The organism is Coprococcus sp. AM11-30B (genome assembly GCF_027674365.1).
Taxonomy (GTDB): Bacteria; Bacillota; Clostridia; order Lachnospirales; family Lachnospiraceae; genus Allocoprococcus; species Allocoprococcus comes.
The window spans coordinates 25,658-52,193 of the sequence record NZ_JAQDVB010000012.1; the positions used below are offsets into that span (position 1 = coordinate 25,658).

28 protein-coding genes and 1 tRNA gene are annotated in these 26,536 nt (G+C 44.8%); 1 reads left to right on the forward strand and 28 read right to left on the reverse strand.

Annotated features, from left to right (window positions below; genetic code table 11):
* Window positions 1-108: 108 nt before the first annotated feature.
* The 5 genes from smpB to PGU50_RS09355 form a co-directional block, all read right to left on the reverse strand.
* On the reverse strand, window positions 109-582 hold the full coding sequence (gene smpB, locus PGU50_RS09335) for an SsrA-binding protein SmpB (protein WP_055156322.1): 474 nt from the start codon (window positions 580-582) through the stop codon (window positions 109-111).
* Window positions 575-2,725 (reverse strand): ribonuclease R, encoded by a 2,151-nt coding sequence (gene rnr, locus PGU50_RS09340; RefSeq protein WP_270246791.1) that lies wholly within the window; start codon window positions 2,723-2,725, stop codon window positions 575-577. Before rnr ends, smpB begins: the two co-directional genes overlap by 8 nt.
* Before the next feature lie 71 nt (window positions 2,726-2,796).
* Window positions 2,797-3,039, reverse strand: coding sequence for a preprotein translocase subunit SecG (gene secG / locus PGU50_RS09345; protein ID WP_008372776.1), 243 nt, complete (start codon window positions 3,037-3,039; stop codon window positions 2,797-2,799).
* An 89-nt stretch (window positions 3,040-3,128) separates the two neighbouring features.
* Window positions 3,129-4,319 (reverse strand): YncE family protein, encoded by a 1,191-nt coding sequence (locus PGU50_RS09350; protein WP_117823475.1) that lies wholly within the window; start codon window positions 4,317-4,319, stop codon window positions 3,129-3,131.
* Entirely contained in the window at window positions 4,312-5,187 is an 876-nt protein-coding gene (locus PGU50_RS09355; protein WP_270246792.1) for a YitT family protein, read from the reverse strand. Before PGU50_RS09355 ends, PGU50_RS09350 begins: the two co-directional genes overlap by 8 nt.
* 194 nt (window positions 5,188-5,381) lie before the next feature.
* Here PGU50_RS09355 and PGU50_RS09360 point away from each other — a divergent pair, with 194 nt between their 5' ends.
* Window positions 5,382-6,101, forward strand: coding sequence for an NAD-dependent protein deacylase (locus PGU50_RS09360; protein WP_270246793.1), 720 nt, complete (start codon window positions 5,382-5,384; stop codon window positions 6,099-6,101).
* Window positions 6,102-6,229: 128 nt separating this feature from the next.
* Here the strand turns inward: PGU50_RS09360 and PGU50_RS09365 are convergent, their stop codons facing one another.
* The 23 genes from PGU50_RS09365 to PGU50_RS09475 form a co-directional block, all read right to left on the reverse strand.
* A complete protein-coding gene (locus tag PGU50_RS09365) occupies window positions 6,230-6,670 on the reverse strand; it encodes a MarR family winged helix-turn-helix transcriptional regulator (protein WP_118217666.1) in 441 nt (146 codons plus the stop codon).
* Window positions 6,671-6,709: 39 nt separating this feature from the next.
* On the reverse strand, window positions 6,710-7,780 hold the full coding sequence (locus PGU50_RS09370) for an NAD(P)H-dependent flavin oxidoreductase (RefSeq protein ID WP_270246794.1): 1,071 nt from the start codon (window positions 7,778-7,780) through the stop codon (window positions 6,710-6,712).
* A 15-nt stretch (window positions 7,781-7,795) separates the two neighbouring features.
* Window positions 7,796-9,493: an acetyl-CoA carboxylase carboxyltransferase subunit alpha gene (locus PGU50_RS09375; RefSeq protein WP_270246795.1), complete on the reverse strand. Its 1,698-nt coding sequence runs from the start codon at window positions 9,491-9,493 to the stop codon at window positions 7,796-7,798.
* Window positions 9,494-9,519: 26 nt separating this feature from the next.
* Window positions 9,520-10,875: an acetyl-CoA carboxylase biotin carboxylase subunit gene (locus PGU50_RS09380; RefSeq protein ID WP_270246797.1), complete on the reverse strand. Its 1,356-nt coding sequence runs from the start codon at window positions 10,873-10,875 to the stop codon at window positions 9,520-9,522.
* Window positions 10,868-11,314 carry a 3-hydroxyacyl-ACP dehydratase FabZ gene (gene fabZ / locus PGU50_RS09385; protein ID WP_008372752.1) on the reverse strand — a complete coding sequence of 149 codons (447 nt, stop codon included), beginning with the start codon at window positions 11,312-11,314 and terminating at the stop codon, window positions 10,868-10,870. The genes PGU50_RS09380 and fabZ overlap by 8 nt, the downstream gene beginning before the upstream one ends.
* A gap of 20 nt (window positions 11,315-11,334) precedes the next feature.
* Window positions 11,335-11,802 (reverse strand): acetyl-CoA carboxylase biotin carboxyl carrier protein, encoded by a 468-nt coding sequence (gene accB, locus PGU50_RS09390; RefSeq protein WP_117557683.1) that lies wholly within the window; start codon window positions 11,800-11,802, stop codon window positions 11,335-11,337.
* A gap of 10 nt (window positions 11,803-11,812) precedes the next feature.
* On the reverse strand, window positions 11,813-13,051 hold the full coding sequence (gene fabF / locus PGU50_RS09395) for a beta-ketoacyl-ACP synthase II (RefSeq protein WP_117557682.1): 1,239 nt from the start codon (window positions 13,049-13,051) through the stop codon (window positions 11,813-11,815).
* A gap of 268 nt (window positions 13,052-13,319) precedes the next feature.
* Window positions 13,320-14,075 (reverse strand): 3-oxoacyl-[acyl-carrier-protein] reductase, encoded by a 756-nt coding sequence (gene fabG, locus PGU50_RS09400; RefSeq protein ID WP_270246798.1) that lies wholly within the window; start codon window positions 14,073-14,075, stop codon window positions 13,320-13,322.
* 27 nt (window positions 14,076-14,102) lie between these two features.
* Window positions 14,103-15,023 (reverse strand): ACP S-malonyltransferase, encoded by a 921-nt coding sequence (fabD, locus tag PGU50_RS09405; protein WP_270246799.1) that lies wholly within the window; start codon window positions 15,021-15,023, stop codon window positions 14,103-14,105.
* The gene (gene fabK / locus PGU50_RS09410; protein WP_055249162.1) at window positions 15,016-15,954 is read right to left on the reverse strand and encodes an enoyl-[acyl-carrier-protein] reductase FabK; all 939 of its coding nucleotides are present in this window, start codon (window positions 15,952-15,954) and stop codon (window positions 15,016-15,018) included. Before fabK ends, fabD begins: the two co-directional genes overlap by 8 nt.
* A gap of 35 nt (window positions 15,955-15,989) precedes the next feature.
* Window positions 15,990-16,214 carry an acyl carrier protein gene (locus tag PGU50_RS09415; RefSeq protein WP_008372743.1) on the reverse strand — a complete coding sequence of 75 codons (225 nt, stop codon included), beginning with the start codon at window positions 16,212-16,214 and terminating at the stop codon, window positions 15,990-15,992.
* Between the two features lie 36 nt (window positions 16,215-16,250).
* On the reverse strand, window positions 16,251-17,213 hold the full coding sequence (locus PGU50_RS09420) for a beta-ketoacyl-ACP synthase III (protein WP_022220152.1): 963 nt from the start codon (window positions 17,211-17,213) through the stop codon (window positions 16,251-16,253).
* A gap of 285 nt (window positions 17,214-17,498) precedes the next feature.
* Window positions 17,499-18,473, reverse strand: coding sequence for a bile acid:sodium symporter family protein (locus PGU50_RS09425; RefSeq protein ID WP_270246801.1), 975 nt, complete (start codon window positions 18,471-18,473; stop codon window positions 17,499-17,501).
* 3 nt (window positions 18,474-18,476) lie between these two features.
* Window positions 18,477-19,316: a pantoate--beta-alanine ligase gene (gene panC, locus PGU50_RS09430; RefSeq protein ID WP_117557676.1), complete on the reverse strand. Its 840-nt coding sequence runs from the start codon at window positions 19,314-19,316 to the stop codon at window positions 18,477-18,479.
* Window positions 19,317-19,396: 80 nt separating this feature from the next.
* The gene (gene panD, locus PGU50_RS09435; protein WP_055156306.1) at window positions 19,397-19,792 is read right to left on the reverse strand and encodes an aspartate 1-decarboxylase; all 396 of its coding nucleotides are present in this window, start codon (window positions 19,790-19,792) and stop codon (window positions 19,397-19,399) included.
* Window positions 19,793-20,284: 492 nt separating this feature from the next.
* Window positions 20,285-20,367: transfer RNA gene (locus PGU50_RS09440), tRNA-Leu, on the reverse strand.
* Window positions 20,368-20,457: 90 nt separating this feature from the next.
* Entirely contained in the window at window positions 20,458-20,931 is a 474-nt protein-coding gene (locus PGU50_RS09445; RefSeq protein WP_117823453.1) for an LURP-one-related/scramblase family protein, read from the reverse strand.
* A 9-nt stretch (window positions 20,932-20,940) separates the two neighbouring features.
* On the reverse strand, window positions 20,941-21,486 hold the full coding sequence (locus PGU50_RS09450; RefSeq protein ID WP_270246802.1) for a histidine phosphatase family protein: 546 nt from the start codon (window positions 21,484-21,486) through the stop codon (window positions 20,941-20,943).
* Entirely contained in the window at window positions 21,486-22,406 is a 921-nt protein-coding gene (locus PGU50_RS09455) for a glycosyltransferase (RefSeq protein ID WP_270246803.1), read from the reverse strand. Before PGU50_RS09455 ends, PGU50_RS09450 begins: the two co-directional genes overlap by 1 nt.
* 81 nt (window positions 22,407-22,487) lie before the next feature.
* A complete protein-coding gene (locus tag PGU50_RS09460; RefSeq protein WP_270246804.1) occupies window positions 22,488-24,026 on the reverse strand; it encodes an MATE family efflux transporter in 1,539 nt (512 codons plus the stop codon).
* Window positions 24,027-24,071: 45 nt separating this feature from the next.
* Window positions 24,072-24,257: a DUF6472 family protein gene (locus tag PGU50_RS09465; protein ID WP_117557673.1), complete on the reverse strand. Its 186-nt coding sequence runs from the start codon at window positions 24,255-24,257 to the stop codon at window positions 24,072-24,074.
* Window positions 24,258-24,336: 79 nt separating this feature from the next.
* Entirely contained in the window at window positions 24,337-25,269 is a 933-nt protein-coding gene (locus tag PGU50_RS09470; RefSeq protein ID WP_330672484.1) for a DMT family transporter, read from the reverse strand.
* A 41-nt stretch (window positions 25,270-25,310) separates the two neighbouring features.
* Window positions 25,311-26,477: an FprA family A-type flavoprotein gene (locus PGU50_RS09475; RefSeq protein ID WP_270246807.1), complete on the reverse strand. Its 1,167-nt coding sequence runs from the start codon at window positions 26,475-26,477 to the stop codon at window positions 25,311-25,313.
* Window positions 26,478-26,536: the final 59 nt, after the last annotated feature.

Consider the following 26,536-nt stretch of genomic DNA (forward strand, 5'->3'; position numbering starts at 1 on the left):
TGTGAAACACTATAGTACATTGATTCATCAGGTTATTGAACATTGTACCGCGTCACTGTCTCTGTAAAAATATACAATTTTCACTTTTTTCAAGGGGACAGTTTTGTTTTATCCGAAATTGCGGATCTTGAATTCTCTTTCTGCCTCACGCTTCTGGTCTTTTTTCGCGATATCATCACGCTTATCGTATAGTTTTTTACCTTTTGCCAGTCCGATCTCTACTTTGACAAGACTCTTGCTGAAATACACCTTCAGTGGCACGATCGCCATTCCTTTTTCCTTGGTCTTACCGATCAGTTTGTTGATCTCCGATTTGTGAAGAAGGAGCTTTCTCACACGCAGAGGATCTTTATTGAAAATATTTCCCTTTTCGTATGGGCTGATATGCATTCCATAGATGAACACTTCCCCATCCTCAATACGGATAAAGGATTCTTTGATGCTGCATTTTCCCATGCGGAGGGATTTTACTTCCGTACCTGCAAGTGCAATTCCCGCCTCATAAGTATCCAGGATAAAATAGTCATGATACGCTTTTTTATTGTTCGCAATCATCTTGCCCTGCGCTTTTGCCTTAGCCATCTTCTCTCTCCTCTTTTCTTTCCTTTACAAGTCTAAAATCAATGGTTCTTGATATCTCATCACAATCGATCATCTTCACACGCACCTTCTGCCCCAGCTTATAGGTCTTTCTGAGATGGGAACCGATCATCTGATAATGTTCTTCGTCGTAATCATAATGATCGTCCGTCATATTGGTAACATGTACCAGCCCTTCTACGGTATTCGGAAGCTCTACATAGATTCCCCACTTTGTGATACCCGAAATAACTCCTTCAAATTCCTGTCCGAAGAAATTCCGCATATACTGTACCTTCTTCAGCTTCAGCGTCTCTCTCTCTGCCTCATCCGCACGGCGCTCTAAGGAGCTTGTCTCCATCGCCACCTCCGGCAGGATTTTTTCATAATGATTCCTCTTTGCATCGTTCATCCTGCCTCGAAGATTATCTTTGATGATCCGGTGGATCTGCAGATCCGGATAGCGCCGAATCGGTGAAGTAAAATGCGTATAATACTGGGTCGCAAGTCCGAAATGTCCGTCATTATCCGGCGAATATCTTGCCTGCTTCATCGAACGGAGTGCAAGCCTTGAGATCATGGCTTCTTCCGGAGTCCCCTCGATCTTATCCAGAAGCTTCTGGACTTCCTTTGGACGGATCTCCTGTCCTCCCTGCATATGCATGGTATATCCGAAATTCTGCAAAAATGTCACAAGTTTCTTCATCTTATCATCATCCGGTGTTTCATGCACACGGTATAAGAATGGAATCTCCTGCCAGAAATAATCCTCTGCAACCGTCTCATTTGCAACAAGCATAAAATCCTCGATGATCTTCGTTGCCACGTTGCGGTCGTAAGCCTTAATATCCACCGGCTCACCGCTTTCATTTAAAATAATCTTTGCCTCCGGAAAATCAAAGTCGATTGCCCCTCTTCTGTGGCGTCTTTCTCTCAAAATGTGTGACAGTTCTTTCATCAGTTCAAACATCGGGATCAGATCATGATATCGTTCGCATTCTGCCTCATCCCGATCCTCAAGAATCTTTTTCACACTGGTATAGCTCATGCGTTCATCCACATTTACCACAGTTTCTGCAATCTGGTGATCGATTACATTTCCCTTCGCATCAATAGTCATGATACAGCTCAGTGCCAGCCGGTCCTCGCCTGCGTTTAATGAACACATTCCATTAGACAGAACTCTTGGCAGCATCGGGATCACACGGTCTGCCAGATAGACACTGGTACCTCTTTTCAGTGCTTCCCGGTCAAGAGCGCTGTTCTCCTGCACATAATTGGTCACATCAGCGATATGCACGCCCAGAATATAACGGTCTCCCTCTTTTGTCAGAGTGATCGCATCATCCAGATCCTTCGCATCCTCGCCGTCGATCGTCACGGTCTGCCAGCTCCGCACGTCCTTACGTCCTGCCATATCAGCGGTCGTCACTGCCTTTGCCACACGCTCTGCCTGATTCAGTACCTTCTCCGGAAATTCGGTTGGCAGATCATATCCTTTGACTATCGACAAAATATCAACTCCCGGATCGGTCATATGCCCCAGGATCTCTACGATCTTTCCTTCCGGCTTCTTTCCATTCTCCCCATAAGAGGTCAACTCGACCACAACCTTATGCCCGGTCACAGCTCCTTTAGAACGCTCTGCCGGTACGAAGATATCCTGCAGGAAACGCTCATTATCCGGCACAACGAATCCGAAATTCTTCCGGCTCTGATAATAGCCGACGATCCGCTGGATTCCCCTCTGTACGATCTTCGTGATCTTTCCTTCTCTTCGCTTTCCTTCCGGTGCTTTGGTGATGACAACCTCTACCTCATCTCCCTGCATGGCACCGTTCATATCATCTTCAGAGATAAAGATATCTTCACTCTCACCTTCCACAGTAACAAAGCCGAAGCCTCTCGCATTTGCCTGGAACATTCCCCGCAGCTGCTTTGCCTCACCTTTGATGTATTTTCCTTTCTGTGTGACATGTACCCTGCCTTCCTTTTCCAGGCTGTCCATGACAGCTTTGAGTTCCCCTTTCTGATCTTTCGGAACCTGAAGCAGCATCGACAGCTCTTTCAGCTTCATCGGCACATAAAATTCATCACAGATAAATTCATAAATAATTTTCTTTCTTTTTTCAAATAATTCGTCCATCTCTTCTCCTGTCAAAAAAGGAACACCCTATAGATACTATAGAGTGTTCCTCATCTTCTTTCAATCATTCTTTATGCAAAAACTTTCAGGTTCAGGACTGCTGCAAGTACGATAAACAGAATTGCTAAAAACTTGGTAGACTTAACAAGTGCGCCTTCCATAGAACGTCCTTTGTTCTGTCCCCAATAAGAATCTGCCATACCTGCGATTGTTCCAAGACCTGCTGACTTACCTTCCTGCATCAATACGATTACTGTCAATGCGATACAATCTATTGCAAATAAAATTAAAAGTACTGTTTTTAAAATTTCCATTACTAATCACACCTCCTGATGTTTGAACCACTCATATATTTTACCATAAATCTACTTCCGATTCAAGCAAATTTCATGGATTTCAGTCTTTATTTTACCAGTTTGCTTCCTTTCAGCTTCACAACCCGGTCAATCCGGTTAATGGATGACATCCGGTAGGCATAAGCCCCCGACTCAAAAAGTGCATAAATGCTGCCACCATCCTGATAGATCTGTTCCAGTCTCTCTGGAAACTTGATCGTCTTATAAGCTTCGGAAGTTGACAAGATTCCATATCTGGAATAGTTGAAGATCTGTACCTCCGATGGCAGGATTCCCCAGGATCTGGTAAGCAGGATCTTATTGTTGTAAAATGCCATTCCCTGCACCTTACCAGAAATTACCTGCATACTGACCGCATAGGCAACCGGATCCGTCACGCCGACCGTCCGTTTCAGGTTCATATCTTCTTTTTCATACAAGGTACCGTCTGCATTGATCAGATATTTTTCAATGACACTGGCATTATCCTGTGTAAAGAATCCGACAAACAATGCACCGTCATGATACGTCATAAATGATGCCCGCTTGATCTTGTAAAGATTGTAAGACATATCGAATTCAATCGGATGATACCCATCATCAAAGGAATAGTTCTCCAGATGGGACAGCGTGATCGCATTTGCCTGCGCCCAAGTGGAACCCTGTCCTGTCACCCACAGGATCTGGTTCATCGTATCGTATGCCATTCCGCCCACATGTGCTTTGGTGTTCAGCACAATCTCTTTCACAAACCGTCTGCTTTCTTTGTCGATCACATAGATCACCGAATCATGTGCCTTTGTCTTACAATAAGCACTGACCAGAATATAATCCTCTGTAATTGCAAGTCCCTGTGGTGTCATGGATGTGCAAACTTCTGCTTCTCCGTCCCCTTTTACTTTCAGCGTTCTTGTTGACTTCAGACCAGGCACAACATAAGTCCCGTAGTAATTATCTACTTCAGCTTCATCGCAGGCGTACTTATAAACAGTCTGGTTACGCTTCAGCGTTTTCAGATACTGCTCCATCGTGTAAACGGAATCCGTATTCGTCACCTTCCGGTTAGTTTCCGGCTCCATCTCGGTTCTGTACTGGAATGCGTAATACCAGTAGCTTCCTCCGATGATTCCCACAACCAGTAGAATACTGATGATACTGCGGATATGTCCAAGCATGGTCTTCTTTTTCCGGACCTTTTTCTTCTTTGCTTTTTTCTCTTCCTGTCTTACTTCCTCATTCTCAAGCTCTTGTTTATTCATTCATGCCCACTTCGTTTTTATATACTTTCTGTGTTGAAAATCCCCGTCCTCTGACCTCATTTACATTGCCAATGATCATAAATGCGTGCGGATCTATCTCCTGCACGATCTGGTTCAGCCGCATCAGTTCACGGTTAGATACAACGGTAAGGATCATCGGCTGATCCTTTCTCAAATAACCGGTCTGCGTGTAGACCAGTGTAGTTCCTCGGTCAAGCTTCTCCTGGATCAGATGGTTCAGCTTCTCATACTCTCCGGAAATGATCTTGACCTGTGTTCTGGTCGATCCCATCAGAAGCACTTTATCCAGCATCACCGTGTAAATCAGTACCAGAAGGATACCATAGATGACCTCTTCTTTATTGGTAAATACCATCTGGAAGATCAGAATCGCAAAATCAAATACATAAAGCATAACAGATACCGGAAGCCCGAATTTCTTATTCAATACCAGCGGTGGGATATCCATACCTCCTGTTGATGCTCCGCATCTTATAACAACTCCGATTCCAAGTCCGATCATCAGACCTCCACAGATCGTCGAAAGCATCTTATCGTCTGTGACGTTCTGTAATATCGGAACATTCTCCAGTATTCCCAGAATGATCGGATAATAAAACGTACTGACCAGTGTAGTAAGTGCAAATTTCATACCAAGCACTGCCGCCCCCAGAAGAAACATCAGTGTGTTGAAGATCAGTACAAATGTATGGATCTGTAATCCAAAATAATGATTTACGGCAATTCCAAGCCCCGTGGTCCCTCCGGTAATGATATCATTCGGCAGGATAAACATTACAATTGCAAGTGCATATACTGTATTCCCCAATAAAATCAGACACAGATTCCTCATATTTGACATTTTCATATTACGCTCTCCTTGACATATGTATTTTGTCTGCGGATTTCCCCAATTTTCCGCAACCCAATACTTTATAGTATACTCGGTGCATGTTTTGTGGACAAGGAATTTTTTTATTTTATTCTCTTTTTTCGTTTCATTTGGTATACTGTGATTAAAAAGACAGGTTTTGATTTTCCAGGAAAAGAGGTTAGCAAGTTATGGACAAGATCAGACAGTTACAGGACATGATTAACGAGAGCAACCGAATCGTCTTTTTCGGCGGTGCCGGCGTCTCTACCGAGAGTAATATTCCGGACTTCAGGAGTGCAGACGGACTCTACAAACAAAAGTACCGCTACTCACCGGAGCAGATTGTAAGCCACAGCTTTTTCATGCAGCATACGGAAGAATTTTATGATTTTTATAAAGAGAAAATGATGTTCCTTGATGCGAAACCAAATAAAGCACATCTGAAGCTTGCCGAGCTGGAAGCCGCCGGAAAGCTGACCGCCGTTATCACACAGAATATCGACGGACTCCACCAGGCTGCCGGAAGCAAAAATGTACTGGAGCTTCATGGAAGTATCCACCGCAATTACTGCATGCGTTGCAAAAAGCAGTACAGTGCACGTTTTGTAAAAGAATCGAAAGGAATCCCAACCTGCGATTGCGGCGGAACTATCCGCCCGGATGTAGTTCTCTACGAAGAAGGACTGGATAATCAGATTATCCAGAAAAGTATCCTCGCCATCTCAGAAGCAGATATGCTGATCATCGGCGGTACTTCTCTTGTAGTCTACCCTGCTGCCGGATTTATCGATTATTTCCACGGCAAATATCTGGTACTCATCAACAAGGATGCAACTGCCCGTGATGTAGGCGCAACTCTGACGATCCATGAGCCGATCGGAGAAGTATTAGACCGGATCCATGTATAGCCGGAGAATCCAGGAAATATCCGCTATACCCGTAATCTGTAATTTTCCGGACAACATACCATTTTCATGCAGTCCAAAAATCCTCTGCCAGCTCTTTCTATCAAAAGAGTGACAGAGGATTTTTCATTTTAACCGTTATACGTCTTAAAAAAATGATACAGATTGTCCAGTGCTTTCGTCAGCACCGGGATTTCTTCTTCATCTAAGGTCTCAACGACCGCTTCCACCATCTTCCTGTGAAACTCTGCGTGATGGTAGTACGCCTTCTCACCTTTTTCCGTTAGCTTGATATTGACGATCCGGCGGTCTTCCTCACTCCGGTGGCGGACCGCATACTTTTTATTGACCAGACTGTTCATCGAAGTCGTCAGAGATCCTACGGTAATCCCAAGCTTCTTTGCGATCGTAGACATATTATTCCCGTCACCAAGACCGACCGCCTCAATGATATGCATATCATTGTTCGTCAGATCCTTAAACTCTTCTGTGATCACTGCTTTTTCTTCCAGTCCCCATATATCATTAAAAAGATGTACCAATATCTTATTGATGCTTTCGTATGCGTCCAATTCCCCTTCTTCTCCTTGCTGTGTCTTTTTCTAGTTCAATTATACACAGTCACCTAACAAAGAATCAATCACTTCTTTCACAGTTTCTATTTTTTCTGCTTTCCACACATCCGCTCCGCAGAACAGAAGTGCCTCCCCAATCTCACCTTTTGCCGCTTTGATTAGTGCTTCCGTGATACAGTATGGCACTTCCGCCGGGTTACAGTTTTTCAGACACCCAAGACATCTCTTAGGCTTCACCCTCTCTCCTGCCATTACATGACTGATAAATGGATTCTTAATTGCCCTTCCCGGCATTCCAACCGGACTTTTCACCAGAATGACATCCTCTTTCTTCGCATTCAGATAACTCTGCTTATAACTGAGATCTGCATCGCACTCCCAGGTCGTGACAAATCTTGTTGCCACCTGGACCGCATCTGCTCCTAATGAAAAGGCATGCTCTGCCGCATCTTTATCCGAAATTCCTCCGGCTACTGCCACCGGGATATGCACCTGATATTTTTGGGCGTACTTTCTGACCACTGCCATGATCCTCTCGATTTCATTATCATAACTTTCCTGTGTGTAAGTTTCCAGCTGCTCCCGGTCGAACCCCAGATGTCCTCCGGCTTTGGGTCCCTCGATCACAACCAGGTCTGCGGTCCTGGAAAATTTTTTATCCCAGTATTTTAAAATAACTTTAGCCGATCTTTCGGTCGATACGATCGGAGCGATCTTGGTACTGCTACTCTCCACAAGTCCCGGCAGCTCGATCGGAAGCCCTGCCCCGGATACGATCAGATCTGCTCCGGCATCCACTGCTGCTTTCACATGTTCATCATAATCCTTCAGCGCAACCATGATATTAAATCCGATCACACCATCCGGAGCCGTCTCTCTTGCTCTTTGGAATTCAGATCCAATTGCGCGGATATTTGCCGCCCTTGTATTCGTTTCAAAATCCGGTTCACGAAATCCGATCTGTGCGGTTGAGATGATCCCGACTCCACCTTCTTTTGCAACCGCTCCGGCAAGCTGCCCAAGGCTTACACCGACTCCCATTCCCCCTTGAATGACCGGTCTTTTTACTTTCAAATCACCAATCACAAGTTCCGGTAATCCTTTCATTTTTCTTCTCCTCTACTACATCCTGCGGAATCTGTCATACCGCTTTTCGGTAAGTTCTTCCTTTGTCATTGCTCCATATTTTTTTAAAAAAATACTGATATAATCATCCATCGGATCTGTCACTTCTGTAAATGTTTCCAGATTGAAGTCTTCCGGCTCCGGAATCACCCGTTCCACGATACCGGCTTTCAGGAGATGATCTGCTGTCAGCTTCATCACACCTGCCGCCTCTTTTGCGCGGCTGCTGTCCTTCCACAGGATACTTGCAAATCCTTCCGGCGAAAGAATGGAGTAAATCGAATTTTCAAGAAGCCACACTTCATCTGAAGTTGCCATCGCAAGAGCTCCCCCGCTTCCACCTTCTCCGATCACAACTGACAGGATCGGAACCTGAAGATTTGACATCTCAAATAAATTTCTTGCGATTGCCTCACCCTGTCCTCTCTCTTCTGCTTCCAGCCCGCAGAACGCTCCCGGCGTATCTACAAAACAGATGACCGGACGGTTAAATTTCTCTGCCTGTTTCATCAGACGAAGGGCTTTGCGGTATCCGTCCGGTGACGGCATCCCAAAGTTACGCTCGATATTTTCTTTTGTCGTGCGCCCCTTTGCCTGCGCGATCACCGTCACCGGCATTCCGTGAAATCTTGCAATCCCGCCAATGATCGCCTTATCATCCTGGTAATAACGGTCTCCATGAAATTCCATAAAATCTGTAAATAATTCTTCAATGTACTCCGCACCGACCGGACGAGCCTTGTCTCTGGATAACTGCACCCGTTCCCATGGTGTCAGATTCCTCTGTACCGCCTGTGTTTCCTTTTCTTCTACTTCTGGCAAATCGTATGTACCCGGCTTATGCATTGCTACAATTTCCGCCAGTGTTTCCCTAAGACGCGGACGCTCCACAATCTGATCCACAAATCCGTGCTCCTGAAGAAATTCTGCCCTCTGGAATCCTTTCGGAAGCTTCTGCCCTATGGTCTGTTCAATCACACGAGGACCTGCAAAACCGATCAGCGCCCCCGGCTCGGCAAGAATGATATCTCCAAGCATGGCAAAACTTGCCGTTACCCCACCGGTTGTCGGATCGGTCAGCACACTTACATATAAACAGCCTGCATCATGGTGTCTTTTCAGTGCCGCCGAAGTCTTTGCCATCTGCATCAGAGAGTGGATTCCCTCCTGCATTCTGGCACCTCCGGAACAGGCAAATATGATAATCGGAAGTCTCTCACCGGTTGCCTTTTCTACTGCACGGGTAATTTTTTCGCCAACCACCTTTCCCATGCTCGCCATCATAAACCGCCCGTCACAGACTGCAAGAACTACTTCATTTCCCGCGATCCTCGCTTTTCCGGTTACAACCGCCTCATCAAGCCCGGTCTTTTCCTGCAGTGCTTCTACCTTTTCTTCATAGCCTTTATAATGCAGCGGATTTCCCGAAGTAAGTCCCTTGTCCCACTCTTCAAAGGTATCCGCATCTGCTACCATTTCAATCCGGCGCATCGCATGCACACGGAAATAATTTTGACATTTTGGACAGATATAATACCCCTTCTTCACATCCTCTGTCAGAATGGCAGATTTGCAAACGTTACATTTTTTCAGAAGTCCCTCCGGAACCTCCGGTGCCATATGGGCAGGCTTTCCTTCGCCAAGAGATATATACCCTCTTCTGCTTGTTTTCTTGAACATATTTGACAGTTTCAAATTGCTTTACCTCCGCTTTTGTAGAGCTAATCTTGCCGATTTTTTGCTTCTCTTTCGGCAATAAATTCAATATCAAAATCTCCTGCCTGATACTTTGGATCATGCAAAATATCATATTGATAATCCACATTAGTATCAATACCTTCTATAATTACCTCACCAAGTGCACTCTGCATCTTCCGGATCGCCTCGGTACGGTTTTTTGCAAATACGATCAGCTTTGCCAGCATATTATCATAATATGGCGGTACGGTGTATCCACTGTAAATTGCTGAATCAATCCGCACACCCTTTCCTCCCGGAAGGTACATATCGGTGATCGTTCCCGGACACGGACGGAAATTCTTTTCCGGATTTTCCGCATTGATCCTGCACTCAATGGCATGACCGGTCAGTTTTACATCTTCCTGTGTAAAGGAAAGCCGCTGACCGTCTGCGATCCGGATCTGTTCCTTGATCAGATCGATCCCTGTCACCCATTCTGTGACCGGATGCTCCACCTGGATTCTGGTATTCATTTCCATAAAATAAAATTTTCCACTCTTTTCCAGCAGAAATTCAATGGTTCCTGCATTTTCGTAATGCGCTGCCTTTGCCGCTTTTACCGCTGCTTCGCCCATTCTCCGGCGAAGCTCATCCGAAATCACGGCACATGGGGATTCTTCGATCATCTTCTGATGATTTCTCTGCACCGAACAGTCCCGTTCTCCTAAATGCACCACATTTCCATACTTATCCGCCATAATCTGAAATTCAATGTGCTTCGGATGCTGCACAAAATGCTCGATGTACATAGTGTCATCTCCAAAAGCTGCCTTGGTCTCTTTCTGTGCAGTACGGAATGCCATGTCAAATCCGGCTTCATTTTCCGCCACACGCATTCCTTTTCCGCCTCCGCCGAGAGCCGCCTTTACGATCACCGGATAGCCGATCTCTCTTGCAACTTCTTTTCCTTTTGCTGCATCATAAATCGCTTCCCGGCTTCCCGGAATGATCGGAACCCCGGCATTTGCCATGGTATTTCTCGCCTCGGATTTATTTCCAAGCCTGCTGATCACTTTCGAATCCGGTCCAATAAAAATGATGTTGCACTTCTCACAAAGCTCTGCAAATTTCGTATTTTCAGAAAGGAAACCAAATCCCGGATGGATCGCATCTGCTCCCGACACGATGGTCGCGCTGATGATCTGCTCCATATTCAGATAGCTTTCCGAAGATGGTGCAGGTCCAATACAGATCGCTTCATCTGCAAGCTGTGTATGCAATGCTTCTTTATCTGCTTCTGAATAAACTGCAACCGTCTCGATCCCCATTTCCCGGCAGGCACGGATGATCCGAACTGCGATCTCTCCACGGTTTGCGATCAATACTTTCTTAATCATCTGTTTCCGCCTTCCCGATCATCAGAGACAACTCTGCCTTTACTGCAACTTCTCCATCCACTGATGCAACAGCTTCTCCGATTACCAGTGGTCCCTTCTGACGGATAATTCTTGCTTCCAGTTTTAACTTGTCACCCGGAACAACTTTTCTGCGGAACTTGCAGTTCTTAATCCCACCAAAATAACCGAGCTTTCCTTTATTTTCTTCCTGCATCAGAACCGCTACTGCACCGACCTGTGCCAGTGCTTCTACGATCAGCACTCCCGGCATCACCGGCTCCTGTGGAAAATGTCCGGCAAAAAAGTCCTCTCTGTAAGTCACACATTTATAGCCAACTGCATATTCCCCCGGCTCGTAATCTTCGATATAATCTACCAGCAAAAACGGATGTCTGTGCGGAATGATTTTCTGAATTTCCTTGATTCCCAAATGTTTCATGCTTTTCGCCCCCCATCCAGCTATGCGATTCGGAATAATGGCTGTCCGTATTCCACAGTTTCTCCATTTTTCACGAGTACTTCCGATACCACACCGTCAAAATCACACTCAATATCATTCATCAGCTTCATCGCCTCTACGATGGCAACCGTCTGTCCTTTTGCCACATGATCGCCAACTGCCACAAATGGTGCTGCCTCTTCCGACGGTGCTGCATAAAAGGTTCCAACCAGGGGGGATTTGATCAGCTGCCCTTCTGCTTCTTTTCCTTTTTCCGGTCCATCCTCCGATTTCAGTGCCGATACTGCATTACTCTGCGCTCCTGGCACGTTTTGTACTGTCGTCAGCTGTGCTGCCCCTGTACTGACAACCATCTGTTCTTTTTCTTTCTGTATTTTCAATTTCACACCGTTTTCTTCATACTGAAATCCTGTCAGGTCCGAATCTGAAACGGTCTGAATCAGTTTTACCAGATTTTCTAATTCCATCCTTCTACCTCTATCCTTCATACTTCTTCAAAAGAAGGGTTGCATTGTGCCCGCCAAATCCAAGGGAATTGGTGAGCGCACATTTGATCTCTTTTTCGACCGGTGCGCCAACTGCATAGTTCAGATCACATTCTTCATCACATTCCCTGGTTCCAACGGTCTGATGGATAAATCCATCCTGAATAGATTTTACAGTAACGATACACTCTACCGCACCTGCCGCACCAAGAAGATGACCGATCATGGATTTCGTTGAATTCACAACCACATCCTTTGCCGCATCGCCGAATGCTTTCTTGATCGCATAGGTTTCAAACAGATCATTATGGTGCGTGCTGGTTCCGTGTGCATTAATGTACTGTACTTCTTCCGGTGTCACGCTGCCCTCTTCCATCGCAAGCTCCATCGCCTTTGCCGCACCGCTTCCGTCTTCTGCCGGGGAAGTGATATGGTAAGCATCTCCGGTTGCCCCGTAACCTGCAAGCTCTGCGTAAATTTTTGCGCCTCTTGCTCTCGCATGCTCCAGCTCTTCCAGAACCACCACACCGGCTCCTTCTCCAAGAACAAATCCACTTCTGTCTTTGTCAAATGGAATCGATGCACGTAGTGGATCTTCACTGGTAGTAAGTGCGGTAAGTGCGGTAAATCCGGCAATCCCCGTCGGACAGATACAGCTTTCCGTACCACCTGCAAACATTACATCCGCATCTCCGTACTGAATGGCACGAAGCGCATCCCCGATACAATTGGTTCCCGTTGCACACGCTGTAACGACATTGGTGCACTTTCCTTTAAGCCCAAGCTGAATCGATACATTTCCGGCTGCCATATTGGAAATCATCATCGGAACCATCAGTGGTGCCACCCTTCCCGGTCCCTTTTCCTGAATCGTCGTGTACTGCTTCTCAATCTGCTGCAAACTTCCGATTCCCGAACCGATGATCACGCCACAACGGTATGGATCCTCTTTTTCAATTTCAAATCCCGCATCCGCACACGCTTCCTTCGCCGCTGCAACCGCATACTGGGAAAATGTTTCCATTCTCTTCGATGCCTTGAAATCCATCCGTTCCTTTGCAACAAAGTCCTTGACTTCCGCTGCGATCTTCACTTTATACTCGGTTGTATCAAATTTTGTGATCGGACCGATTCCTACGGTTCCATTTTTGATACCGTTCCAGAATTCTTCTACTGTATTACCAATCGGGGTAATCGCTCCAAGCCCCGTAATAACAACTCTGCGCTTCATATTGCCTCCTTTGGTGTGTTGTTGACTGTTTCACTTTTTGATAAAATTTATCATCTTATAAGTATTTTTAGGTTAAGTTGAATGACAAACTGTACAAAAGATGTCATTCAAATTCATTTTTCGAGCAATGGAGATGAGACTCAAAGGATTGTGGAAGCCTTTGCTGACACGATCCTTGTTTTAGGAGGCTCATCGGAATGGTTTGCGAGTCTGAATTTGAAGGACATCTTTTGTACAATTTGTCCCTCAACCTTCTCTGCAACCATTTTTACATCACCATCCCCCCATCGACTTGCAGAACCTGCCCCGTAATGTAACTCGCATGATCAGACGCCAGAAACGCCACTGCCTTCGCGACATCTTCTGGGTGTCCCATTCTGGCAAGAGGGATCTGACCTCTCATTTCTTCTTTGAGCTTATCGGAAAGAACTTCTGTCATCTCCGTTTCAATGAAGCCCGGTGCAACCGCATTAACCGTGATTCCGCGGGATGCCAGTTCTTTTGCCGCAGATTTGGTCATTCCAATAATTCCTGCTTTAGATGCAGCATAGTTTACCTGACCGGCATTTCCGCTGATTCCAACTACAGATGCAAGATTGATGATCTTTCCGCTTCTCTGCTTCATCATCTGTCTGGATGCAAAACGGATGCAATGGAAAGTTCCTTTCAGATTGACATCAATGACATCGGAGAAATCTTCTTCACTCATACGCATCAGCAGACCATCCTTTGTGATCCCTGCATTATTTACCAGAATATCGATTCTTCCAAACTGCTCGATCACTGCTTTTATAAATGCTTCACATCCCTCGTAATCTGCCACATTGCACTGCATACACTGGGCACATCCACCCTTTTCTACAATTTCATGTTTTACTTCATCTGCTTTTGCTTCAGAACCATTGTAATTGATCACAACTGTTGCTCCTTGTGCAGCCAGCTCCTTCGCAATTGCCTTTCCAATTCCACGGGACGCGCCGGTAACCACCGCGATCTGTCCTTCCAAATTTGCTCTGTCTGTCATATGCTTTTCCTTTCCATTGCCTGTTTTTTACACCAGTTCAGCAATTACTTTTTCCATATCTTCCCAGGTTTCGATATTATATACTTTGACACCTTTGTCGATACGCCGCATAAATCCGGCGAGTGTTTTTCCCGGTCCGATTTCCACAAAAGTGTCTACACCATCTTCAATCATAGTTCTCACACTTTCCTCCCATCGTACCGGTGAAGAAATCTGTTTTGCAAGAAGTGCCTTTGTCTCTTTGATATCCGTCACATATTTTGCCGTAACATTCGTCACATAAGGAATGGCAAGTGGTTCAAAATTTCTCTTCTCCATTTCCTTCGCAAGCTCTTCGCCTGCACTTTCCAGCATCTTTGAGTGGAACGGACCACTTACATTTAACAGAACCGCCCTTTTTGCTCCGGCTGCTTTTAAAGACTCTGCTGCCTTTTCTACCGCTGCGGTCTTTCCTGTAATTACAATCTGTCCCGGACAGTTATAATTTGCCACAGACGCACCCGGAATTTCTTCCGTCACTTTTTCAACCGTTTCTCCATCCACTCCCAGGATTGCCGCCATGGCTCCTTCACCTGCCGGAACAGTATTCTGCATCAGAATCCCTCTTTTTCTCACAAGAGAAATGGCGTCTTTCGGCTGCATGCCTCCCGCTGCGCTGATCGCACAGTACTCTCCAAGGCTGAGCCCGGCTGTCACATCCGGTGTAAGACCTCTCTTTTCAATCTCGGCTGTCATTGCAAGACAGGCTGTTACCATGGCTGCCTGAGTGTATTCTGTCTGATCCAGCTGCTCATTTTCTTCAAAGCAAAGCTTTGTCATATCAAGTCCCAGCTCTGCTGTTGCTGTATCAAAAATCTCTTTTGCAAGTTCACTGTTTTCATAAAAATCTTTTCCCATACCGCACTTCTGCGCGCCCTGTCCCGGGAAAATGAATGCTGTTTTATTCATAAAATCCTTTGCCTCCGATCAGTGCATCCGTCTCACTTACCAGCTTTTGGATCAGGTCTTTACAGCTCATGATCTCTTTTACCATGGCTGCACTCTGTCCCGCCATTACGCTTCCGTTTGTCACATCTCCGTCTACAACGGCCTTTCTTAAGCCTCCAAGTGTAAGGTGTTCAAGTTCTTCAAAGGATGCACCGTTTTTCTCAAGGTCCAGATATTTTTTCGTCATTTGGTTGCGAAGTGCTCTTACCGGATGTCCTGTGCTTCTTCCGGTTACTCTGGAATCAATGTCCTTCGCTTTGATGATCGCATTTTTATAATTTTCATGTACGATAGATTCTTCGGTCGCAACAAAATGGGTTCCCATCTGTACGGCTTTTGCTCCCAGCATAAATGCTGCCGCAATTCCTCTTCCATCTGCGATTCCTCCGGCTGCGATTACCGGAATCTTCACTGCGTCTACAATCTGTGGAACCAGTACCATAGTCGTATTTTCTCCGATGTGTCCTCCGGATTCACATCCTTCCGCAACAACTGCATCTGCCCCGCACCGTTCCATTCTTCTTGCAAGTGCAACGGATGCAACCACCGGAATGACTTTAATTCCTGCTTCTTTCCACATTTTCATATATTTTTCCGGGCTTCCGGCGCCTGTCGTTACAACCTTTACGCCTTCTTCCGCTACTACTTTTGCCACGTCCTCTGCATAAGGACTCATCAGCATGATATTTACTCCAAATGGTTTATCAGTCAGCTTTTTTGCTTCTCTGATCTGTTCACGTACCCACTCAGCCGGGGCGCTTGCAGCCCCGATGAGCCCAAGCCCGCCGGCATTTGATACGCCGGCCGCAAGATGATACTCAGCAACCCAGGCCATTCCGCCCTGGATGATCGGATACTCGATTCCAAGTAATTCGGTTACTTCTGTTTTCATATTACAACCTCTTTCTGTCTGTGTTTTTGCGATTCTTATTTTTTCAGTCCTTCGATGTATGTTACAACACTTCCGATTGTCTTGAGATCACCGATTGCTTCCGTATCGATTTCCACACCAAATTCATCTTCAAATGTCATAACCATATCCATCAGATCAAGGGAATCTGCTCCAAGAGATTCAAAAGTTGTCTCCTCTGTGAGGTCTGCTGCGTTTACGTCAAGTCCTTCTGCTACGATTTCTTTTACTTTTTCTAACATGTTCTTAGTCTCCTTATTGTTTGATTATTTTTATATTTACCACTCTATGAGTGTGGCTCCCCAGGTGAGTCCGGCACCGAAGCCGCAGAGAACAATCTTCTGTCCTTTGTGGAAGCGACCGGTTTTGTTCAGTTCATCCAGGAGGATTGGGATGCTGGCGGATGATGTATTACCGTATTCTTCAATGTTGACCGGGAATTTTGCAAGGTCTGTTTTCATCCGTTTTGCCACAGATTCGATGATCCGTAAGTTTGCCTGATGCAGAACGAAAAGATCAATATCTTTCTCGGTCAGATCTGCTTTTTGCAGAAGTTCTCCAATGACTTCCGGCACTTTTTTTACGGCAAATTTGAAAACTGCCTGTCCATCCATGGATACATAAGTCTGTTTTTCATTTTCTTTGTCCTGCCAGTTTTTCTGCTGACGGCTTTCGCAGGCAAGTACCTGTCCTTTTGCTCCGTCAGAATGGGTAACTGCCGGAAAGATTTCACCTTCTTCTGCACAGATCACGGCTGCTCCTGCCCCGTCACCAAAAAGAATGCAGCTTCCTCTGTCTTTCCAGTTGACAATTCCGGATAGGGTTTCACTTCCGATCACCAGAATGTTCTGATACATTCCGGCTGCTATGTAAGCCTGCGCAGTATTGTAGGCATACACAAAACCGCTGCATGCGGCACTGATGTCGAAACAGGTTGCATTTACTGCTCCCAGCTCTTTCTGGACTTCGCAGGCAGTGCTTGGAATCACGGTGTTTGGCGTGATTGTAGATACCAGGATCAGATCCAGATCGTCTGCATTTAATTTTGCATCTGTAAGTGCATTTTTTGCCGCTTTTATCGCCATGCTGACTGTTGTATCTTCTTCTGCAATATGTCTGCGCACAATTCCGGTCCGTTCACGGATCCATTCATCATTCGTCTCCACAAACTTCGCGAGATCATTGTTGTCGTAATAATGCTCCGGTATATAAGAACCGGTACCGCATATCCTTCCTCTCATGGTTGTTCTCTCCATTTATTTTTGTTTTAAAATCTTTTTCGTCTAAAATATTTTTATATTCAAACTATTTGATAATATAACATAATCGGAATGATTTGACAAGAGGGAAATTTTTTTGTTTGACGCGAGGGGCAAATGAATGGAAAAGAAGAGTTCCTGTTCTCTTCTTTCCCATTCATCTGCCATTCAAATCGGTACAAAAATGACGTGCTTTAGTCTCTGTATTTTCTGTTCTGAGTACAAAAAATCCTGCGGTTTTGCCAATTCAAAATCGCAGGATTTTTCTTATTCTATAACTTCCTGATATGCCTCTTTCGTCTGTTCTCCGCTCCGGCGGATCCCTGCAAACAAAGATCCGGATATATTATGCCATACACTGAAGATCGCCCCCGGAAGGGTTGCCAGTGGATTTGCCGCGAAATTGGCAGTCGCAAGGGAAATTGCAAGTCCACTGTTCTGCATTCCGACTTCGATGGCAATAGCGGTTGCCTTATCGTACTCAATATGTAAAATTTTCGCTGCACCAAGTCCGATTCCCATTCCGCAGAGATTGTGAAGCATCACAACTCCAAGAACCAGAAGTCCGCAGCTTAAGATTTTTTCTGCATTGACGGCTACGATTCCGCTGATGATCATTACGATCGATACAACTGAGATCAGTGGCAGAACCTCTGATATTTTCTGGATCTGTTTTCCCCAGACCCAGTTGATCAGAATTCCCAGAAGTACCGGAACCAGAACAACCTTTACTACAGAAATTACCATTGCCCAGAAGGATACCTCTACCCAGGCTCCGGCGAGTACATACACCAGAAGTGGTGTTACAATCGGTGCCGCAAGAGTTGATGTGATCGTCATTCCGACAGAAAGCGCCACATCACCTCCGGCAATATAGGTGATCACATTGCTTGCCGTTCCACCCGGACAGCAACCAACCAGAATCACGCCAAGCGCCAGATCTGTCGGCAGCTGCATCAGCTGACACAGGATCCACGCGATCACCGGCATGATCGTGTACTGTGCGACGAATCCGATCAGGATTTCTTTTGGTCTGGAAAAGACTCTTTTGAAATCGTCCATCTTGATCGTAAGCCCCATGCCGAACATGGCAACTCCGAGAAATACAGAAGTGTAGCTCGTTGTCCACGCAAAACCGTCACGCCAGAAAAATGCAATGATGGAAAAACAGATAATGATGATCCCGATATATTTTGTAAGAAAAGAGCTGACCTTTCCCACTTTTTTCATTCTGCTTTCCATAGGCTATACCTCATAGCTGAAATTGTCGATCAGCCTTGTTTTTCCAATATAGACTGCCATGGCAACCAGAACATCTTTTTCCACACTCTCGACCGGCTGCATATCCAGTGCATCTACCATGGATACATAGTCGATCTTTGCAAGCGGCTCTGCTTCGATCACTGCGCGCATCTTTGACAGGACTTCTTCTGCCTTAATTCCTTTGCAGATCGCCTCCTGACCGGTTTTAACGGCTCTTGAAAGGCACAGTGCAGCCTTTCTCTCTTCTGCGCTTAAATAGGTATTTCTGGATGATTTGGCAAGTCCGTCTTCCTCACGGATGATCGGGCAGCCTACGATCTGGATATCAAAATTCAAATCCTGCACCATCTTGCGGATGATTGCAAGCTGCTGTGCATCCTTCTGTCCAAAATAAGCTCTGTCCGGTGCTACAATATTGAATAATTTGGAAACAACCGTACATACCCCTTTAAAATGGATCGGTCTTGTCTTTCCGCAAAGGGTATCAGATAACGTATCAATACTTACGTAAGCATGTGGATCATGATACATATCCTTCGGTTCCGGATGGAAGATCAGATCTGCTCCAAGGCTCTCACAAAGCTCACTGTCACGTTTAAAATCTCTCGGGTATGCTTCCAGGTCTTCTGTCGGTCCGAACTGTGTCGGATTGACAAAATCGGATACCACAACGATATCGTTTTCCTCACGGCATCTCCTTATCAGGCTTGCATGCCCTTCATGTAAGAATCCCATGGTCGGTACAAGACCTACGGTTTTTCCTTCTTTTTTCCAGTTCTTAACTAATTTTCTTGTCTCTTCGACTGTTGTTGTTACCTGCATGATAATTCTCCTCTTTATAATAAATTCGGAGATAGCCTCTTGTTCTGAATTCAACAAATTTCATTTTGTTTTTAGATTCCTTATTTTTCCTGGTCTTTCAACAACCCATGTTTTTCATAATTTGTCACACGGCTGATCTTATTTTCATCATCCACGAAAACAACTTTTGGTTTATGTTCTTTGGCTTCTTCTGCCTCATAATTTGCATAACACATGATAATAACCTTATCACCTGTACTTACACATCTTGCCGCAGCGCCATTTAAGCAGATCATTCCGCTTCCACGCTTACCACAGATCGTATAAGTTTCAAATCGGCTTCCGTTATTCACGTCCACGATCTGAACCTTCTCATATTCCATAATTCCTGCTGCCTCCAGCAGTTCCTCATCAACGGTAATACTTCCCACGTAATCTAATTCTGCCTGTACTACCGTAGCACGATGAATCTTTCCTTTTAGCATCTCAACTGTCATGTCTTACTCCTTTTCTGTCCGGAAACACAAAAATAAGCATAAACATAGAGTGTAACCATGCTTTTTTCCATAATTCCAAATTATTATATGAAAAAAGCATCATCAAGGTATACTTCTCCCTGCAAATGCTTCTGCTATTCTTCGTATTCCCTGAGTCTTATTTTACCTCTTAATAAATATAAGCTCCTTCTCCGTCACCTGTTGACGGAAACGATTTCGATATGAAATTGTTGTGATTCAGTCAGAGTATAGTTTTGTAGTTTTCAAATACTACCTCCGCGGATATTATTGCACCTTGACAAGAGATTGTCAATCCGATGTTCTCATGTATTTAATTCAAGACATCTGTGCGGAAGATGGGGCGCAACTCGTCCGGTGGACGAGTGCTCTGCGCCGACCGTAGCGGAGCGAAGACCTGGACCCTGGGTTCAGGGATCGCTTCGGTACAATAAAAGAAAACCTCAGGCGAATCACCTGAGGTTTCTTTTATTATGCGGAAGATGGGACTTGAACCCACACGCCCTTGCGAGCACTAGAACCTGAATCTAGCTCGTCTGCCATTCCGACACTTCCGCGTCAACAAAAAGAATCTTATCACATACCAACCGGTTTGGCAAGTGTTTTTTATGTTTTTTTTGACTTTTTTTACATTTCATTAAATTACATCAATTATTTTGAATGCAGTTTGCCGCATCAATTGTAATTACCAGAAGAAGTCCCATCAATTCATCTGCCGGATTTGCAAAATCCAGTACATAAGTATCTCCCCAGTGGAATAATTCTTTTGTAATATGTACCACAGGACTGCATGCTTCATAGATATCATAATTCCATCCCATGAAATCTCCTTCTACATGCCATCCATTAAACTCAACATCATACTTCGGTCGAAACAATGTAAAACGCTTTTCAATCCGTCCAAGTGTCTGCCCATTCACTTCAATTTCAAACACTGGAAGTAATGACATCACTTTTTCTTTAATCAACCCGAGTTCGTTCCCTGCCATATCATATACATGCAGCCGGTGTCCAAGCGACAAAAACTCTGCTTTTACAAAATACTTCGCATTTTCATTCTCATCATAAACATCATATGAATCTGTCCATGAAAAAACTCTCTGCTTAACAAGTAATTTCATACGCTACTCCTACTCCGGAAATTCATACTTCCTCAATTCGCAGTTCTTAATTCCAAATGCCGCAAACTCTTCATTCGTCATATCATAAAAATAAGACTGGATTACTCTGGAAATTCCATTATGTGCAACCAGTAGATAAACCTTATCATTCGCTTCTTTCCGAATGTCATCCAGAAGATTGTAAATCCTCTGGCACAGATGAAGCATTGTCTCCCCGCCTTCAAAATGATTGATAAAGTTCTGTTTTGCCTTTTTGAACTCCTCCCCATTTCTCGGAGTGGACTCATATTTTCCAAAATTCTGCTCCTTCAGGCGCATCTCCTCACGCATCGGAATCCCTGTCACCTCCGAAATATGGCGCGCGGTCTCCTTCGCCCGGACAAGTGGCGAATACAGGATCTCGTCAATCTTTACGCCCTCTTCCTTAATCTTTCTTCCAAGCTCCATTGCCTGCTCATGTCCAAGCTCTGTCAGCTCGATATCTGTCGCACCACAGATTTTATTTTCCACATTCCATACAGTCTGTCCATGTCTTGTAAAATAAAAATGTCCCATTATTCTTTCTCCCAGTACGCTTTATTTGCCGAACATTTCCGGACAAAATGTTCCGGTAAATGCGCATAATGTTTTCCAAAATGATAGGCAAGATACCGAACCGCACTTCGCGCCGCCACTTCACCTAAATATTCCTCCATATGATTCTGCTTCAGAAGCGCTGAAGTCACACGGACCAGCCGCATTCCTTCTTTTCCAGGTTTTGTATTTTCAATCATCTCCGGATGCTCCGCATGCGCAACCCCGATATCAAAGCTACGCTTCCAGAGTTCGCGCAGATTGTCATTGCGATAATACAGAATCTCAGCCTCTGGCGCATAAACCGTCTGCCAGCCCTTTTCCAGAAGTCTTCTCGCCGCAAGCATATCCTCTCCGGCGATCATCCTCTTTCCAAAGCCTTCTGTCTCCAGATATGCACTTCTTCTGTACGCTGCGCATACATTAGAATTGAAAAATGTCCGGATTCCAAGCTTTCCGGTATCTTCCAAAGACTTTGTCATACCTTTCGGCGGATAGTTAAACTGTCTCACACAACACTCGATCGGACTGCATTCATCATCTGTCATATGCCTTCCATACACGACCGCCGTCCGCTCCTCTTTAAACGGTTCTGTCAGCTTCTCTACCAGATATCGGTTCTGTGGCATCGCCGTCTGTACCATAAAAATCACAATATCCGAATCCAGTTCCCGTAAGATCGCATCTCTGCTTCCTGCCCGGTCATATTCCTCCTTTGGAGTATATCGGACCTCAATTCTTTTATCCATATAGATTTCCGGGATTTCCCTATCAATCGGATTCTCATAAAGAACTTCAAGCAAAATTCTGTCCGGCATTACACTCTGTCTCAATAATCTCTCTATACTCATTTTCAGTCGTCCATCTGGTCGGAAGACTGGAATAACAATCTCAATATTCAAGTCATCATCTCATTTCATTTTTCTTACTAATCAGTATATACAAATTTTTTTCCAGCTTATATCCTGATTTACTTACAACCATTATGCTGCATATTCTTCTTTTTTCTTCCTGTCCATCGCGGAAAGTTCCTTAAGCTCCCTCACCATGAAATATCCGCAGACGATTGCTGCTGCCGCATCTGCGATCGGTCCGGCATACATAACCCCGTCAATTCCCATAAACAATGGAAAGATCACGATCAGTGGGAGTAAAAAGATAATCTGCCTTGTCAGGGACATAAACACACCCAGCTGAGACTTCCCGATGGAGTTGAAAAAGTTTGATGTGACCGGCTGAATTCCATTTACGATCGTAAGGAACATATAGATCCGGAAATACCGCTCTGAAAATTTGAAATACAGCTCACTTCCTGATCCAAATACACTGATGATCTGTCTCGGGAATACCTGGAAACAGAAAAATGCAATTCCGGAAAGAACGGTTGCAGTTCCAAGTGCGAGCAGGTAGCTTTTCCGTACCCGTTCATACTTCTCTGCGCCATAGTTAAAGCCGATAATCGGCTGGATTCCCTGGGAAATTCCGATAACAAATGACATAAAGATCATATTTACTTTTGTAATGATCCCGGCACAGGCAAGCGGAATGTCACCGCCATATACAGACTGTGCTCCATAATGCGATAATGTATTATTCAGTACGATCTGTACGATCGTCATTGCAATCTGGTTAAAGCAGGCACTGGCACCGAATTTGAAAATATTCTCGATATGTCTTCCCGTCATACGGAAACTTTCCTTTGTAAGCCGGATCGTTTTAAAATGGAACATATACCGCAGACTGATGCAGAACGAAACGATCTGTCCTATGATCGTAGCAAGTGCTGCGCCCCTCATTCCCATATGCAGCCCAAAAATAAAAATCGGATCCAGAATTGTATTTACAATAGCACCCACCAGCATAGATGTCATCGAATACCGCGGACTTCCATCCGCAAGGATCAGCTTACTCATCCCCGTATTTGCGATCAGAAATGGAAAGCCAATTGCCGTGATCCGTGTATATTCCTGTGCATACGGAAGTACCTCCGATGTGGCACCGAAGAATTTCAGCATCGGAGTCAGAAAAATCGTCGTTACTGCAAAAAGTGCAATCCCGAAAATTGCCATCAGGCAAATTCCATTTCCCGCATACTCTGCAGATTCTTTTTCTTCTCCTGCACCAAGCTTCAATGAAAAATTGGTCGCACTGCCGATTCCAAGCAGCAGTGAGATTGCCGTACAGGAAGTAGAAAGCGGAAACGCAATATTCGTTGCTGCATTTCCCAGCATTCCCACACCCTGGCCAATGAAAATCTGATCTACAATATTGTAAAGAGCTGTTACTAGCATGGAAATAATGCATGGAATCGCAAATCCAACCAGTAGTTTTGATTCCTTTTCATACCCAAGCGGATTGTCCTGCTCATTCACTGTATTTGCCTTTTTATCTCTCACCTTTATAGCCTCCTCCAGATGTTCATATATAAATGCCGCTGTCTCACTTAGTATCATCGTTCCATTTATCCGCTCCGCAACTTCTCCTCTTGGAACAAGTACAAATTCATCTATTACCTGACGCATTACAAAATTCTGTGTTTTTTATACTTCTACTCCATCATCTACAATTTACATCTGTTTTCTGACGACTCTGTATTCATCTCCAGATCTGTAGTAAGGGCACTGATAATGCTTATCCGTCAGAAACCGCATCATCTCATCCTCATCCAGGTCTCTGTCACACGTGTAACATTCATATTCATCATCGTAAATATAAAATGTACAGGTGTCACAACAGCTCGCTGTATTTGCCATAACCTGCCTCCTGTTATTTCTTTTCCTGTTCAAAAATCGGTATCAGCTGCAGGTGTCCTCCTTTAAAACAGGTTCCATCTTAGTTCATTCCTTTTTCTTTTTCTCCCACCGGCTTCGCCCAGTTGACAATCAGGATTCCGATAGAAACCAGCACCAGTGCGATCAGGTCTTTCATTCCGAATACATTTCCCTCACGCAAAATGATTGCGGAAAGGATCACCCCAAATATCGGATTCGTAAATCCGAAGATCGATACCTTGGATACCGGATTGTATTTCAACAGGATTCCCCACAGTGTGTATGCAACTGCAGAAATCAGCGCCATATAGATCAGAAGAATCATTGCCGGCATACTTGCCGTATGGATTCTTCCACCCATCACGAATCCGATCAGGATCATCACGAGCCCGCCTGCAGTAAACTGATATCCGCTTAACATCACCGGATCAGATTTGGCTGAATACTTCTTGATCAGTACAGAAGATAATGCATAAGCGATCGCAGAGATAAAAATAAATCCATCTCCGGTCAGATTAAAGCTCATATCCACATTGCTTCCGCTCAGATTGATCAGAACCACCCCTGCAAATCCGACGATACATCCGAGCACTTTTTTCTGATCCAGTTTCTCCTGATGAAAGATCAGGCTTGAAACAAGGATTGCAAGGAATACATTGGATGCCTCAACGATCGATCCTTTGACTCCGGTCGTATGTGCAAGTCCTACATAAAAGAAAAAATACTGGACCACCGTCTGTAAAAGACAGATTTTTCCGATTCTCGGAAGATCTCCCTTCCCCGCTTTCAGAAAACGTCCCTGTAGGATCGATCCAAACAAAATAACCATAATGCCTGCAATCGTAAAGCGGCATCCTGCAAACAGAATCTGCGTGGCGGTATCGGCTGAATCGATCTGAAACAGCCGGTAGCCAACCTTGATACAAGGAAAAGCACTTCCCCATAACGCACAGCAGACCATTGCAAGAAGACATACCACCCAGGTTTTCCTCATTGTAGTCTCTTTTAACTTTATCATCTCATTCTTTCCGTTTCTTACGCAAGCAGTTCATCTGCAAGTTCTTCCATTGCAGTTACATCTGCATCTTTCATCGTAGATTTGATCGTAACCGTCTTTTCGCAGAGAGTGATCTTCTTCATCTTTTCTACATAACCTTTCATCACACGTGCTGCTGTCGGAGCCCAGGAACCATTCTCGATAATTGCGATCTTACGGTTCTGGTAGTTCTTATTGGTCAGTTTGTTCAGGAAAGTCTCCATGCACGGGAACACACTTGCATCATAGGAAGCTGCTGCAAGAACCAGCTTGCCATAGCGGAATGCATCCTCGATTGCCTCTGCCATGTCATCTCTGGAAAGGTCAGTGATCGCTACCTTCTTTGCACCTTTGGCTTCCAGGATCTCTTTCATCTTCTCTGCTGCCTTCTTGGTATTGCCATGGATCGATGCATAAGCAACCAGTACCCCGTCATCTTCCGGTTCATAGCTGCTCCATGTCATGTATTTTCCGATATAGTATCCCAGATTTTCTTTCAGGATCGGTCCATGAAGCGGGCAAATCGTCTGAATGTCCAGAGTCGCTGCTTTTTTCAGAAGCGCCTGTACCTGTGCACCGTATTTGCCTACGATATTGAAGTAGTATCTTCTTGCTTCACAAGTCCAGTCCTCATCTGCATCCAGCGCACCGAATTTACCAAATCCATCTGCTGAGAACAGAATCTTCTCAGACTTTTCGTATTCAACCATAACTTCCGGCCAGTGAACCATCGGAGCCATAAAGAACTGAAGGGTATGGCTTCCAAGGGAAAGTTCTTCACCTTCTTTTACCGCAACTGCACGGTCTGCCAGATCTGCGATTTCAAAGAACTGTGGAAGCATTGCAATAGCTTTTGCACTTGCCACGATCTTGGCTTCCGGATATTTATCTGCAAATTCTTTGATGCTTCCGGCATGATCCGGTTCCAGATGAGATACAACCAGATAATCCGGTGTTCTTCCATCCAGCACCCTCTCCAGATTCTTTTTCCATTCGTCTGTCTTTCTCGTATCAATCGTATCCATAACTGCGATCTTCTCGTCCAGGATCACATAAGAGTTGTAGGATACTCCGTTTGGAACGATGTACTGGCTCTCAAAGAGATCCAGATCCTTATCATCTGCTCCGATATATTTTACTGCATCTGAAATTACTATGTCTTTCATGTTAGTTCCTCCTTGTAATTGGTGATTGAAAAGATGTTTGGGTCAAAAGGTATTTTGAC